Here is a 12,844-nt window from a genome sequence, read left to right on the forward strand (position 1 = left end):
GGTGAAGACTCAGTGGTCAACAGGCCCCAGCCCCAGCGCTGCCTCCAGAGCGCGATCGCTGTCGGGAAATTGCGCCAGCAGCCGCCCTAGGAAGGCAGCCTCTCCCGTCAGGCCGTCCAGACTCATGAGCACATCCCCGGCATAGCGGCTCTGCGGGAAGCGGGCCAGCAGCTCATTGCCGGCGTAGATTGCCTGGCGGGCATAGCCGTCCCGCAAGGCTTTGGCTTCCAGAAAGTAGCGATCTCCAGGGTCGCCGGGATCCACGTAGTCGGGCAGCGGCGTGTCAAAGGCGTAGCTGCGGCGGCTTGGGTCGGCGGATCCTCCCCAGCGAGCCAATACGGGGTAGGTGAGCGGAAACCAGCGGTCGCTTGGGCCGGGATCGAACGCTGTCACATCTCCATAGCCGGAGAAAGCGGCGTACCGATAGAGGATCAGATCCCGGTGCATCTGCAGCCGTAGCCGCTGCAGAAGGGCGTAGGCCCCGCCAGGAGGCCGGCGGCGAGGGCCAGCGTTGCCACAGGACGAACGGGGAAGCGGCGGGACGAGGGCGCAGCAGGCGGGGTGTCCGGATTCATAAAAACCCAATCCAAATCCAGGCGGGCGCCCCCACTCTACTCGATTCTTTCCGGGCGCGGATAGAGGGCCTACAGCCATTTCGGGCCAGCCGCTTTCGATCACGGCTGCCGACGTAAACACCACACGGCTCCGGGCACGTCGGTTTCTCCCTCTCGCCGCAGGGTAAAGTTCTGGTGATAGACGGGATCCAGCCCTGCCCGTTCTGCCTGCTGCAGCACGTAGGCGGCGGAGTGGGCAGAGCGCCCCGTGGTGGATCCCAGCTCGTAGCCGGGGGCGGATCCCTGCTCGACGGTGAAGGCCAAAAGCCCGCCGGGATTGAGCACCCGCCCACAGGCCGGCAAGACCTGGGCCAGATCCCCCAGATAGATAAACACATCTGCCGCCAGGAGCAAGTCGTAGCGCTCTGAGGTCTGCTGCAGCAGCTCCAGCAAGTCCCCCTGAATCAGGTGGTCGTAGATGCCCTTTTGCCGGGCAATCTCCACCATGCGGGCGGAGAGATCCACACCCCGCAACTATCCAACGCAGGAGCGCACCTGGGATCCCGCCAGGCCGGTGCCACAGCCCAGATCCAGCGCCCGCTCAAACCAAGGAGACGCTCCCCCTGCGGCAGCCAGGATCCCTTGCCGCACAGCCTGTGGCCCCTGGTAGTTCAGTTTTTCCAGCAAATGCTGCTCAAAGCGGGGCGCATATTCGTCAAATAGACGTCGCACCCACTCCGGAGGAGTCCTGTCGGGCAGGGGCAGCTCCCCCACAATGGCCAGCATGTAGCGGGCATCGCTGTGTTCGGGCTGCAGGGCGAGCGCCCGCCGAAACCAAGAGCTGGCCACCTCCACTTGTCCCTGCTTCCAAAAGCCCATGCCGATCTGCTAAGGAATGTCTGCCTCTTGCTGGGATCCCTGCCAGGCCTGCAAATAATGGGCCAGAGCCGCCTCGTATTCTCCTCGCATCTGCAGCAGGTCGGCCAGCCCCACCCGCGCCATCAGCAGCGCTGGATCCCGGGCCAGGGCTTGCTCGAAGAGCCGTTGCGCCTGCTTTTTCTCGCCCATCTGCCGCAGTACTCCCCCCAGCAGCGCATGAACCTCAGCGGCCAAGCTGGCGGGAGCAGCAGGGGGACAGGCCACGATGGCCTGTTGGTAGTGCAGCATGGCGGCAGGGTAGCGACCGGATCCCTCCTCGATGCGCCCCAAAAGAGCATGGGCTTGCGTCAAGGCAATGGCCTCTTCCAGATCAGACCGGTCGGCAGCGGCGAGGATCTGCTCACAGAGCTGCCGGCAGCCAGCCCATTCCCCCCGCCGGAAGCGGCCTGCCGCCTGTCGGGCCGAGAGGAGCGGCTGTTTTTTCGCCGGTTTTCCAAAGCCCTTAGCCATCTCCCCAGTGTAGGAGAACCTAGCTTTCTCTCACGATATGCCCACGATAGGGGCATTCCAAATTGGCGACAATCTTGAGCACTCCCCAGTTGGGGATCGACACAACAGACAGCTTCGCTATGCTCTGGAACCTGGGTCTGGTTGCCGCTTGGGATGGGTGTAAGGTTGCTCCTCTCAGGCTGTGGCCATGGCCTTCGCGGCCTTTAAAATGAGGTAATCCAACATGCCGGTGTTCTCTTCGCCGCGGTAGTTAAAAGTGGAGCGCACCAGCCACAGCCCCTTCCGAGTTCGGCAACAGAGGTTGAGCAGCGTGCGAGCCAGGATTTGGTGACGTGCCTGTAGGTCTTGGGCTGCATTGAAAACCTCCCCATCCCACTCCGGCGTCAGCACACGGCTGTTGTAAAGCACACGCCAAAGAGAACGGGACCAAAGCGGATTCGTGATGTCGAACCAGAACTGATAATCCGCCTGCAAACCTCGGTTGATATAGGCCACCGGCGTCGCCACCACGAGGTAGCGGGAATAGTCGGGCTCGAAGCGGCTGTTGCTGGGGGTTTGTCCCGAGCGGATCATGGCCAAAAAGGCACGATCCTCTTCCGCAGGAAAGGCCCGGCGAAACCGTTGTGCCGCGTCGATCAGCGCTTGCAGCAGCTCTTGGTCTTGGGGCAAATCCATCCCCTGGGCTAGGTGCTCGGCGAAAAACCGCTGGAAGAAAGCGGCCAGGGAGGGCCCGCCGCGGTAGCTGCGCAGCCAATCCAGCAGCTTCTGGTAGCGCTCCAGGTTGGCAAACCCCACCCGCTCCGGCTGTCGCACGGCGGTCTTGGGCCGCAGGGAACGCCCTACCGGGTCAAGGGTATCTTCGGCCAGCAAAGCCGCCCGGATGGGATCCAGATCCAACACCCTGCCCAGGAGCAGTCGCCAGGCCGGCAAGGTGGGAAAAGCTCCCCACTCGGGATGGGCCACTTCCGCCGCCGTCAGCAAAGCCCGCACCAGTGGGTAGCGGATCAACGCCGGGAAAGGGGCGATCGGCAAGACCTCCGGCAACTGCTCCTGCAAGCTCAAGCTCACCCCCGCATCCATGCGAGGCAGCAGGACGGCGATGCGAGAGGCCGGGATCCCGGCCCGCAAAAGCTGCCGGATCTGGGCAACCATCGCCTCCACCGCCGCGAATTGGGTCTCGCCCTCCAGCACCTGCACCCTTGGCAGCCTCTCTGCCAGAGGCTCCGTCAGGGGATGGTCAAACCGCGGATCCAGCACCCGCGCAATCTGCAGTCCCAGGCGGATCATGCCGGCTGAGCCGCGGTAGCTCCCCTCCAGAAGCTGAACCTGGGTGTTTTCCCTCAGAAAGCGAGCCACGGCCTCTGGGATCCCCGTCAAAGAGACCCCGCCGCCGATGGTATAGCTGAAAAACTGGCTTTGCAGATGGGCTTGCCCTTGCCGGTAAAACTCCAGCGCCACCCCGCAACTGTCCTCCGCCTGATCCACGATCAGGTGATCCCACTCCTGCCAAAACTCCGCCAGCGGCAGGATGTGCTCGCCAAACAGCCGGATTTGCAGGCCGAAGTCCAGGGATCCCAGCCGCAACCCCACCTCCCACAGCCGCTCCACACAACAGCCCATCGCCTGCAAGGCCTCTGCCCGCCCCGGATCCCCCTCCGCCGGCCAGGCCGCCGCCAGCCGGGATCCCACCGCTTCCGCCGCCAAACCCGAAGCCCCCGCAATATAGGCAGCGCTGCTGATCTGATCCCAAATCTGGAACTCCTCCAGCCCAAGATCGGCAAAGACCTCCCCATGCCGCGGACACAAAGCACAGGCTCGCCCACAGAGAAATTGGGCCAGATCCTTGGCCAAGGGAATTGGCTCAAACGAGCGCGGCAACTGGGGAACCCGCTCGCACACCTGCGGCCAGTGATCGGCCAGAGAGCGCCCCACCCGCTGCAAAAACGTCTCGATCCGCCACGGGCCCACCCAGCTCGAGCTGAGCTGCTGTAAGCGCCGCAACACCCCCTCTGCCTGCCGCTGGCTGCGCACCAAAAACAAGATCCGGCCCGGATCGGATCCCGCCCGCAACAAATCCAGGTAGCGATCTACACAAGCCTGGGTCAGCCCGCTGCCCGCCCACCCCATCACACTCCTAAAAGGAGGTGGCTCTTGCCGTCGATAGCTCTTTTCGCCCACCAGAGCGGCTTTCACAGTCGCTGCCCCCCGACCGAGCCATTTTCTCGGCAAAATCTGGACAAACAGGTCTTCACCTCATTATGATGTACTACTGTTGCCAATTAAGTCCGCCCGCTCTGACGACGGCTCTCGGCAACCTAGCGTACTGCTAAACCAGATACTGCCTCTTTGCAGGTAAGTCTGAGCAGTCTTTGAAAGCAGTTTGGCGTGTGATTTGAGGGTGAATTAAGCAAAGGGAGCAGCGCTGCTGGCGCTGTTTGGCCTGCGGGGATCCAAAGATTCCTTTTCGTTGCTTTTTCGCCTGAGCGGGCAGCCTCAGCTAGTCCTGAGCTTCCTGCTGCCGCGCCGTTGCTGCCTGGATCCGGCTCATTGAGCCAGTTGCAAGCTGACAGAAGCGAGTCGCAGAGGCTCGAGAGGAGGTTCTCGTGGCGCTTGGCATCCTTGGAAGAAAAGTCGGCATGACCCAGATCTTCTCTCCGGAAGGGTTGGCCATTCCGGTTACGGTCGTGCAGGCGGGGCCTTGCACGGTAACCCAGATCAAGACCCAAGCCACAGACGGCTACAACGCCGTGCAGTTGGGCTACTGGCCCACCGCCGAAAAGCACCTCACGCGAGCCCAGCGGGGCCACCTGAGCAAAGCGGGGGTGACGGAGCTGCTGCGCCACCTGCGCGAGTTCCGGGTCGACCAGCCAGAAGCTTACCAGTTGGGGCAAAAGATCACCGTCGAGATCTTCTCTCCGGGCCAGTTGCTGGATGTAGCCGGCACTTCCATCGGGCGGGGGTTTGCCGGCTACCAGAAGCGGCACCACTTTGGTCGCGGCCCCATGTCTCACGGCTCCAAGAACCACCGCCGACCGGGTTCTGTTGGCGCCGGCACAACCCCTGGCCGCGTGTTTCCGGGGCTACGCATGGCGGGCCGGATGGGAGGCTGCCGCGTCACCATTCGCAAACTGCAGTTGGTGCAGGTGGATCCGGAGCGGAACTTGCTGATCATCAAGGGCTCTGTGCCCGGCGTGGAAGGGGGGCTGCTGGAGATTACCCCTGCCAAGCAGGTGGGCAACAAACGCTAGGAAAGGGATCCCTGGCAAAGGCTGACCAGCATCTGCAAAGACGAGGAAACCATGGCAAGTTGTGTGGTGAAAAATTGGCAAGGGGAAACGGTGGGCAGCGCGGAGCTAAGCCTCAAAGTTGCCCGTCCCGAAACGGCCTCCCACATCCTCTATCTAGCTCTTCGCCGGCAGATGACCAACGCCCGCCAAGGCAACGCCCACACCAAGACCCGGGCTGAGGTGCGCGGTGGCGGCCGCAAGCCCTGGAGGCAAAAAGGCACCGGCCGGGCCCGCGCCGGCTCCATTCGCTCCCCCCTTTGGCGCAAGGGTGGAGTGATCTTCGGCCCCCGCAAGCGGGAGTACAACCTGGCCATGAACCGCAAAGAGCGGCAACTGGCTCTGCGCACTGCCCTGCAAAGCCGGGTGGAAGACCTGATCGTGGTGGAAGATTTCCAGGATCAGCTCAACCCGCCCAAGACTCGCGCCGTGGCCCAAGCTCTGCTGCGCTGGGGGGTGATGGAGGATCAGTCGGCACTGCTTATCGTCGCCGAGCGCTCGGAAGCCGTCGAGCGAGCCGTACGCAACATCGCCCGCGTCAAGCTGATCGGCCTGGATCAGCTCAATGTCTTTGATCTGCTCAACGTCGATTGGGTGCTGATTACCACCTCTGCCCTGGAGAAGCTCAAGGCCCGCTGGGGATCCGGCGCGGCAGCAGCAGCTCCAACCCAAGCCGATCGCCTTGAAGATCAGGCTCAGGCGGCAGAGCGAGAAGCTCGGCCAGTCGAACAAGCAGAAGGTCAAAGCCAGGAGCAGGAAGAGCAAGCAGAAGCTCAAGCCCAGCCAGAGGCTCCCCCGGCGCAGGCTGATCAGGCTAATCAAGTAGCTCTAGCAAACCCACAAGTTCAGGAAACCCAGGAAGAAGAGCTGGCCCAAGCACAAGAGCGAGAAGTTCAGGGACAAGCGGAACTAGCCCAAGAAGCAGAGCCCCTTGCCCAGCCGCCAGCTGGCGAGGAGGCCGAAACAGCCGCAGCAGAGGAGGAAGACAATGACTGAGAGCAAGCGGATCCTGGCCGATGTCCTGTTGCGTCCCGTCATCACCGAAAAGGCAACTGCCCTGATGGAACAGCGCAAATACGTCTTTGAAGTGATGCCCACTGCCACCAAGCCGCTCATCCGAGCTGCCGTCGAGGAGATGTTTGGGGTGCGGGTCACCGCCGTCAACACCCTTAAACTGCCCCGCAAGCAGCGGCGGGTAGGCCGTTCTGTCGGCTATCGCAGCCGTCCCAAGCGAGCCATCGTGACCTTGGCCGAAGGCGACTCCATCACCCTCTTCCCCGACACCTAACCAAACCCCTCTTCCCGCTTCGAGTTTTATTGCCACCCGTCCTTCACCCCCCCTCGAGCCATGGGCATTCGTACCTTCCGACCCTATACCCCCAGCACCCGCCACATGACGGTCTCCAACTTCGAGGAGCTGTCGCGGGACGAAAACGGCAAGCGGCCCAGACCGGAGAAGTCGCTGCTGCAATTCATCCACCGCAAAAAAGGGCGCAACAACCGCGGCGTCATCACCTGCCGCCACCGAGGCGGCGGCCACAAGCGGCTCTACCGCATCATCGACTTCCGCCGCGACAAGCGCGGGATCCCGGCCACCGTCAAGACCATCGAGTACGATCCCAACCGCAGCGCCCGCATCTGCTTGGTGGAATACGAAGATGGCGAGAAGCGATACATCCTCGCTCCCCGCAACCTCGAGGTGGGAGCCACCATTATGGCGGGGCCCGATGCCCCCTTTGAGCTTGGCAACGCCATGCCCCTGGAGCGGATCCCGCTGGGGACGGTGGTTCACAACGTGGAGCTGTATCCCGGCCGCGGTGGGCAAATTGTTCGCGCCGCCGGGGCCGGCGCCCAAGTAGTAGCCAAAGAGGGCAAGTATGTCTCCCTCAAGCTGCCCTCCGGCGAAGTCCGCATGATCCGAGGCGAGTGCTACGCCACCATCGGCCAAGTGGGAAATGTTGACCACAGCAACCTCAGCCTCGGCAAAGCGGGGCGTAGCCGCTGGCTAGGTCGCCGTCCCCACGTGCGCGGCTCGGTGATGAACCCTGTCGATCACCCCCATGGCGGTGGGGAAGGAAAAGCCCCCATCGGCCGCAGCACCCCTGTCACCCCCTGGGGCAAGCCCACCCTGGGATACAAAACCCGCAAACGCAACAAACCCAGCAACAAGTTCATCGTGCGCGGTCGCCGTCGTGGCGGCCGCCGGGACAAGAGCGGGAGGGCCGCTCAATAAGAGTCCGGCCATCTGCTGCGCCCCTGAATTTTCTTTTTCTTTCGACCCTTACCAGCTTGCCAGACTGTTGAGGTTGCTATGGGACGTTCACTCAAAAAAGGCCCTTTTGTCGATGCCAAGCTGCTTCTCAAAATCGAGAAGATGAACGAGCGCAATGAGAAGCACATGATCAAAACCTGGTCGCGAGCCAGCACCATCCTGCCCGTCATGATCGGCCACACCATCGCCGTGCACAACGGCAAGCAGCACGTGCCCATCTACATCACCGATCAGATGGTGGGCCACAAGCTGGGGGAGTTCGTCCCCACCCGTACCTTTCGCGGCCACGCGGGCAGTGACAAAAAAGCTGCCCGCCGTTAAGTCCAGCAACGAACAGAAGAGGCAATAAGCTAGGAGAGCGCCATGGCCGATCCATCCCCTGAAATCAAAGCGGTAGCTCGCTACATCCGCATGTCCCCCTATAAGGTGCGGCGCGTGCTGAACCAGATCCGGGGGCGCACCTATGCCGATGCCCTGATCCTGTTGGAGTTCATGCCCTACGCCGCCTGTGAGCCGGTTCGCAAGGTGCTGCGCTCGGCGGTGGCCAATGCCGAACACAACAACGGCCTGGATCCTCGGGACCTGGTCATCAGCAAGGCCTACGCTGACCAGGGGCCGACGCTGAAGCGATTTCGCCCCCGCGCCCAAGGTCGTGCCTACCCAATCCGCAAGCGCACCTGCCACATTACCATCGCCGTCCGGCCCATAGAACCTGAAGCGGCGACGGCCTCCTAGACGCCTGTACCCCCAGACTTTACCCCTCAACTGACACCACCATGGGACAGAAGATTCACCCCACCGGTTTCCGCCTCGGCGTTATTAAGGAACATCGCAGCCGCTGGTTTGCCGATCCAGCTCGCTACCCAGCCCTGCTGCGAGAGGACGATCTCATCCGCGCCTACCTGACCAAGCAGTTGAGCAGCGCCGGCCTGGCCGACATTCAAATTGAACGCAAAGCGGATCAGATCGACCTCGAGATCCGAGCCGCTCGCCCTGGAGTGGTGGTTGGTCGTGGAGGATCCGGCCTCGACGCCCTGCGCCAGGGCCTGCAGAAAGAGCTGAGCTCACACGGTAGCCCCGAGCGAACCATTCGCATCAATGTAGTAGAGGTCACCCGTGCCGATGCCGAGGCGGTTTTGCTGGCAGAAAACATCGCCCAGCAGTTGGAGCGGCGGATCGCCTTTCGCCGCATCGTGCGCCAGGTCATCCAGCGGGCCCAGCGGGCGGGGGTGCAAGGGATCAAAATTCAAATTGCCGGGCGGCTGAACGGAGCCGAGATCGCCCGCACCGAATGGACCCGGGAAGGGCGGATCCCTTTGCACACCCTGCGGGCAGATATCGACTATGCCGACCACATCGCTCAGACCACCTTTGGTGTCATTGGGGTCAAGGTCTGGGTTTTCAAAGGAGAAGTTCTCCCCGGGCAGGAACGGCCCGAACAAAAAGTTCCCCTGCAACAGCCCAAGCGGCGGCAGCAGCGGCGGCGGCCCACTTTTGAAGACCGCTCAGCAGTGGAGGCCTGAGGGCCAGCACCCGAAAATCCAGGGATCCCCATCGCAGTTGATTTAAGGAACGGCCATGTTAAGCCCCAAACGAACCAAATACCGCAAGCAACAGCGCGGGCGCATGAAAGGCAAAGCGACTCGCGGCAACCGCATCAACTTTGGGGAATACGGCCTTGTGGCTCTAGAACCCGCCTGGATCACCGCGCGGCAGATCGAGGCCAGCCGTCGGGCCATGGCCCGCTACGTCCGGCGGGGAGGCCAAATCTGGATCCGCATCTTTCCCGACAAGCCCGTTACCCAACGGCCTGCCGAAACCCGCATGGGATCCGGCAAAGGCAACCCCGAATACTGGGTTTGCGTCGTCAAGCCGGGCCGTATCCTCTTCGAGATGGGAGGAGTTCCTGAAGCCACAGCCCGAGAGGCGATGCGCCTTGCCGCCCAAAAGCTGCCGATCAAAGTCAAGTTTGTAACCAAGGCTAACTTTGAGGAGCCGGAACCTGTTCAGAAAGCAGCTCCAGAAACAACAGAAGTAGCAGCCAGCGCTATTTGAGGGAGGAGAGTTGAGCCATGCCCATGCCTAAAATTGCCGACGCTCGCGCCCTATCCGACGAAGAATTGAGCCAGGAGATCTACGCCGTCAAGAAAGAGCTGTTCGAGCTGCGTTTGCAGCAGGCCACGCGGCAGTTGAACCAGCCCCATCTCATTCGCCTGCGCAAACACAAGCTGGCCCAACTGCTGACCGTTGAGTCAGAGCGCAAGCGCGGCAAGTCCTTGTCCTCAACTCAGACCCAGAAGGAGGAGTAATGCCTGCTCGCGAAAAGATCGGCGTTGTCGTCAGCAACAAGATGCAAAAGACAGTGGTCGTTGCTGTGGAAAACCGGGTTGCCCACCCCAAATACGGCAAAATCGTCGTCAAAACCAAAAAGTTTAAGGCCCACGACGAAGAGAACCGCTGTCAAGAAGGGGATCTGGTGCGCATTACGGAAACCCGTCCCCTCAGCCGCACCAAGCGTTGGCGAGTGGCCGAAATCATACGGGAGGTCAAGAAACTATGATTCAGCAGCAGACCATGTTAACGGTAGCTGACAACACCGGCGCCCGCAAGCTGATGTGCATCCGCGTCCTGGGCAGCAGTGGCCGTCGCTACGCCAGCCTGGGAGATGTGATCGTTGGCGTCGTCAAAGACGCCCTGCCCAATATGCCGGTCAAAAAATCCGACGTCGTCAAGGCTGTGGTCATCCGCACCGTCGATACGGTACGCCGCCCCGACGGCATGTGCATCCGCTTCGACGACAACGCTGCCGTGATCATCAACGACGACGGCAACCCCCGCGGAACCCGCGTTTTCGGCCCTGTAGCCCGCGAGCTGCGGGAGAAAAACTTCACCAAGATCATCTCCCTTGCCCCGGAGGTTCTGTAATGGTTCGTCCCCTCAAGCCCAGCCAAATTCGACGGCTGATTCGGCAGACCGGCGTTCGCAAGCACCGCAACAGCCTACGCTACAAAATGCGCATCAAGAAGGGAGATACCGTCCAGGTGATCTCCGGCGACGACAAAGGCAAAATCGGCGAGGTGTTGCAGGTTTTTCCCGAACGCAACATGGTCTTGGTGGAAGGGGTAAACATAGTAACCTACCACCGCAAGCCGCAACGGGAAGGCGAAAGTGGTCGCATCGAGACCAAAGAAGCCCCGATCCACGCCTGCAAGGTGATGCTCTATTCCAAGAAGCAGGAAGTGGCCAGCCGTATTGGCTATCAAATCACCGCCGATGGCCGCAAAGTCCGTGTCCTCAAGAAAACCGGCGAGATCCTCGACTAGCCGTCCCTTTTTCGATAGAGCTCTGACCCAGCCCAGAGCCCCCAGGAGAACCGACCATGCCCCAGCGTCTGCAAATCCTCTACAACACCGTCATCGTTCCCAAGCTGCAAAAAGAGTTGGGCTACACCAACATCCATCAGGTGCCGCGTCTGGAAAAGATCGTGATCAATCGCGGCCTGGGAGATGCCTCCCAAAACGCCAAGGCCCTGGAATCCTCCATCGCCGAGATCAGCGCCATCACGGGCCAGCGTCCGGTGATTACCCGCGCCAAAAAGGCGATTGCCAGTTTCAAAATCCGCAAGGGCATGCCGGTTGGCCTGATGGTGACCCTGCGGCGGGAGCGCATGTACGCGTTTTTGGATCGGCTGATCAACATTGCCCTCCCTCGTATCCGCGACTTCCGTGGCGTCAGCCCCAAATCTTTTGATGGGCGGGGCAACTACACCCTTGGTATTCGCGAGCAACTGATCTTCCCCGAAATCAACTACGACTCTGTAGACCAGATCAGAGGTATGGACATCTCCATTGTGACCACCGCCGAAACCGACGAAGAGGGCCGTGCCCTGCTCAAAGAGTTTGGCATGCCCTTTGCCTCTTAAGGTTTGCCCATCTGCAATTGTCTCGACTTGATCGATCTTCCGAGGAGCACCGACCCACCCATGGCCCACACCAACGACACGATCGCCGACATGCTCACCCGCATTCGCAATGCCACCATGGCTCGGCATGAATCGGTGGCGGTCCCGGCCACACGCATGACCCGCAGCATCGCTCGCGTTCTTCATGAGGAAGGTTTTGTGAGCGACTGGAAGGAAGAGGGAGAAGGGATCCACGCTCAGCTTGTGTTGCGGTTGAAGTACAAGGGCAAAGGTCGTAAGCCGATCATCAATGGCCTGAAGCGGGTGAGCCGGCCCGGGCTGCGAGTTTACTGCAACCACAAAGAACTGCCTCGGGTGTTGGGAGGAATTGGGATTGCCATCATCTCCACCTCCAACGGCATCATGACCGACCGGGATGCTCGCAAGCAGGGCATCGGCGGCGAAGTGCTCTGCTACGTCTATTGAGTTGTTCTCTTGCCAGGAGTTGGCCCATGTCTCGCATTGGCAAACGCCCCATCGCCCTTCCTGCCAAGGTAGAGGTTCAGATCGAGGGGCAGCAGATCTCGGTAAAAGGCCCGAAGGGAGAACTGTCTCGCAGTTTGCCCCCCTTGATTGCGGTGCATCAAGAAGCCCAGACGCTCAAGGTCAGCCGGGTCAACGAGTCTCGCCCGGCCCGCCAACTGCACGGCCTCTGCCGCACCTTGGTTGCCAACATGGTGGACGGCGTATCTAGGGGATTTGAGCGCAGGCTGGAATTGGTGGGTGTGGGCTACCGGGCTTCCACCCAGGGCAACAAGTTAATCTTGAACGTTGGCTACAGCCACCCAGTGGAGATCCCTTTCCCGCCAGGGATCCAAATAGCGGTTGAGGGCAACAACGTCATCGTCGTCTCAGGTATCGACAAAGAGCTGGTGGGCAACACGGCGGCGCGGATTCGGGCCGTCCGTCCGCCAGAGCCCTACAAGGGCAAAGGGATTCGCTATGTAGGGGAACAGGTTCGTCGCAAAGCAGGTAAATCCGGGAAGGCCAAGAAGTAGCTATGAAAATCACTCGCAAAGCTGCCACCCAACGTCGCCATCGCCGCATTCGCCGCAAGGTCTTCGGGACGCCCGAGCGGCCCCGTTTGGCCGTGTTTCGCTCCCATCGCCACATCTACGCCCAGGTGATCGACGATGTAGCCCAGCACACTTTAGTCTCTGCCTCCACGCTGGACAGGGAGCTGCGGGAAGCCTTCAAAGACATTGGCACGGCCACCCGAGAGGCTGCCGCCGTGGTGGGTCGCTCCGTCGCCCAACGGGCCTTACAGGCAGGCATTTGTCAAGTGGTGTTCGACCGCGGCGGCAAGCTCTACCACGGGCGTGTCCAGGCCCTGGCGGAAGCCGCCCGCGAAGCAGGCTTACAGTTCTAGGCCCTGAGGAGATGG

General features: G+C 61.5%; 20 protein-coding genes and 1 pseudogene. 16 read left to right on the plus strand and 5 right to left on the minus strand.

Going from position 1 to position 12,844, the window contains the following annotated elements; all coding sequences use genetic code 11:
• Nucleotides 1-9: 9 nt before the first annotated feature.
• The 5 genes from SYN63AY4M2_RS01860 to SYN63AY4M2_RS01880 all read right to left on the minus strand — a co-directional run bounded on the left by SYN63AY4M2_RS01860 (nt 10) and on the right by SYN63AY4M2_RS01880 (nt 4,136).
• On the minus strand, nt 10-585 hold the full coding sequence (locus SYN63AY4M2_RS01860; RefSeq protein WP_143596960.1) for a hypothetical protein: 576 nt from the start codon (nt 583-585) through the stop codon (nt 10-12).
• An 89-nt stretch (nt 586-674) separates the two neighbouring features.
• Nucleotides 675-1,079 (minus strand): methyltransferase domain-containing protein, encoded by a 405-nt coding sequence (locus tag SYN63AY4M2_RS01865; RefSeq protein WP_143597405.1) that lies wholly within the window; start codon nt 1,077-1,079, stop codon nt 675-677.
• 9 nt (nt 1,080-1,088) lie between these two features.
• Entirely contained in the window at nt 1,089-1,433 is a 345-nt protein-coding gene (locus SYN63AY4M2_RS01870; RefSeq protein ID WP_099887158.1) for a hypothetical protein, read from the minus strand.
• Nucleotides 1,434-1,442: 9 nt separating this feature from the next.
• The gene (locus tag SYN63AY4M2_RS01875) at nt 1,443-1,943 is read right to left on the minus strand and encodes a tetratricopeptide repeat protein (protein WP_041438233.1); all 501 of its coding nucleotides are present in this window, start codon (nt 1,941-1,943) and stop codon (nt 1,443-1,445) included.
• A gap of 174 nt (nt 1,944-2,117) precedes the next feature.
• Nucleotides 2,118-4,136, minus strand: a complete 2,019-nt coding sequence (locus tag SYN63AY4M2_RS01880; protein WP_143597406.1) for a hypothetical protein — start codon at nt 4,134-4,136, stop codon at nt 2,118-2,120.
• Between the two features lie 410 nt (nt 4,137-4,546).
• Here SYN63AY4M2_RS01880 and rplC point away from each other — a divergent pair, with 410 nt between their 5' ends.
• The 16 genes and pseudogenes from rplC (at nt 4,547) to rplR (ending at nt 12,829) form a co-directional block, all read left to right on the plus strand.
• Nucleotides 4,547-5,191 carry a 50S ribosomal protein L3 gene (gene rplC, locus SYN63AY4M2_RS01885; protein ID WP_011430047.1) on the plus strand — a complete coding sequence of 215 codons (645 nt, stop codon included), beginning with the start codon at nt 4,547-4,549 and terminating at the stop codon, nt 5,189-5,191.
• A 51-nt stretch (nt 5,192-5,242) separates the two neighbouring features.
• Nucleotides 5,243-5,869 (plus strand): annotated as a pseudogene (gene rplD / locus SYN63AY4M2_RS14040) (50S ribosomal protein L4); the annotation flags it as partial.
• Nucleotides 5,870-6,215: 346 nt separating this feature from the next.
• Nucleotides 6,216-6,515, plus strand: a complete 300-nt coding sequence (locus SYN63AY4M2_RS01895) for a 50S ribosomal protein L23 (RefSeq protein WP_011430045.1) — start codon at nt 6,216-6,218, stop codon at nt 6,513-6,515.
• 60 nt (nt 6,516-6,575) lie between these two features.
• Nucleotides 6,576-7,460 (plus strand): 50S ribosomal protein L2, encoded by an 885-nt coding sequence (gene rplB / locus SYN63AY4M2_RS01900; protein ID WP_011430044.1) that lies wholly within the window; start codon nt 6,576-6,578, stop codon nt 7,458-7,460.
• A gap of 78 nt (nt 7,461-7,538) precedes the next feature.
• Nucleotides 7,539-7,820 carry a 30S ribosomal protein S19 gene (rpsS, locus tag SYN63AY4M2_RS01905; RefSeq protein ID WP_011430043.1) on the plus strand — a complete coding sequence of 94 codons (282 nt, stop codon included), beginning with the start codon at nt 7,539-7,541 and terminating at the stop codon, nt 7,818-7,820.
• Between the two features lie 42 nt (nt 7,821-7,862).
• Nucleotides 7,863-8,234 carry a 50S ribosomal protein L22 gene (rplV, locus tag SYN63AY4M2_RS01910; RefSeq protein WP_011430042.1) on the plus strand — a complete coding sequence of 124 codons (372 nt, stop codon included), beginning with the start codon at nt 7,863-7,865 and terminating at the stop codon, nt 8,232-8,234.
• 41 nt (nt 8,235-8,275) lie between these two features.
• Nucleotides 8,276-9,022 (plus strand): 30S ribosomal protein S3, encoded by a 747-nt coding sequence (gene rpsC, locus SYN63AY4M2_RS01915; RefSeq protein WP_011430041.1) that lies wholly within the window; start codon nt 8,276-8,278, stop codon nt 9,020-9,022.
• Between the two features lie 55 nt (nt 9,023-9,077).
• Nucleotides 9,078-9,554, plus strand: coding sequence for a 50S ribosomal protein L16 (rplP, locus tag SYN63AY4M2_RS01920; RefSeq protein WP_011430040.1), 477 nt, complete (start codon nt 9,078-9,080; stop codon nt 9,552-9,554).
• Nucleotides 9,555-9,571: 17 nt separating this feature from the next.
• Nucleotides 9,572-9,808, plus strand: coding sequence for a 50S ribosomal protein L29 (gene rpmC, locus SYN63AY4M2_RS01925; RefSeq protein WP_011430039.1), 237 nt, complete (start codon nt 9,572-9,574; stop codon nt 9,806-9,808).
• Nucleotides 9,808-10,059, plus strand: coding sequence for a 30S ribosomal protein S17 (rpsQ, locus tag SYN63AY4M2_RS01930; protein WP_011430038.1), 252 nt, complete (start codon nt 9,808-9,810; stop codon nt 10,057-10,059). The genes rpmC and rpsQ overlap by 1 nt, the downstream gene beginning before the upstream one ends.
• Nucleotides 10,056-10,424 (plus strand): 50S ribosomal protein L14, encoded by a 369-nt coding sequence (gene rplN / locus SYN63AY4M2_RS01935; RefSeq protein ID WP_011430037.1) that lies wholly within the window; start codon nt 10,056-10,058, stop codon nt 10,422-10,424. The genes rpsQ and rplN overlap by 4 nt, the downstream gene beginning before the upstream one ends.
• Nucleotides 10,424-10,822 (plus strand): 50S ribosomal protein L24, encoded by a 399-nt coding sequence (gene rplX / locus SYN63AY4M2_RS01940; RefSeq protein WP_011430036.1) that lies wholly within the window; start codon nt 10,424-10,426, stop codon nt 10,820-10,822. The genes rplN and rplX overlap by 1 nt, the downstream gene beginning before the upstream one ends.
• A gap of 56 nt (nt 10,823-10,878) precedes the next feature.
• Nucleotides 10,879-11,421 (plus strand): 50S ribosomal protein L5, encoded by a 543-nt coding sequence (gene rplE / locus SYN63AY4M2_RS01945; protein WP_011430035.1) that lies wholly within the window; start codon nt 10,879-10,881, stop codon nt 11,419-11,421.
• Nucleotides 11,422-11,481: 60 nt separating this feature from the next.
• Nucleotides 11,482-11,886 (plus strand): 30S ribosomal protein S8, encoded by a 405-nt coding sequence (rpsH, locus tag SYN63AY4M2_RS01950; RefSeq protein WP_011430034.1) that lies wholly within the window; start codon nt 11,482-11,484, stop codon nt 11,884-11,886.
• A gap of 26 nt (nt 11,887-11,912) precedes the next feature.
• Nucleotides 11,913-12,458 (plus strand): 50S ribosomal protein L6, encoded by a 546-nt coding sequence (gene rplF, locus SYN63AY4M2_RS01955; RefSeq protein ID WP_011430033.1) that lies wholly within the window; start codon nt 11,913-11,915, stop codon nt 12,456-12,458.
• 2 nt (nt 12,459-12,460) lie between these two features.
• Nucleotides 12,461-12,829 carry a 50S ribosomal protein L18 gene (gene rplR / locus SYN63AY4M2_RS01960; protein ID WP_011430032.1) on the plus strand — a complete coding sequence of 123 codons (369 nt, stop codon included), beginning with the start codon at nt 12,461-12,463 and terminating at the stop codon, nt 12,827-12,829.
• Nucleotides 12,830-12,844 lie beyond the last annotated feature (15 nt).

The sequence above is a fragment of the Synechococcus sp. 63AY4M2 genome (assembly GCF_002760475.1).
In the GTDB taxonomy this organism is placed as follows: Bacteria; Cyanobacteriota; Cyanobacteriia; order Thermostichales; family Thermostichaceae; genus Thermostichus.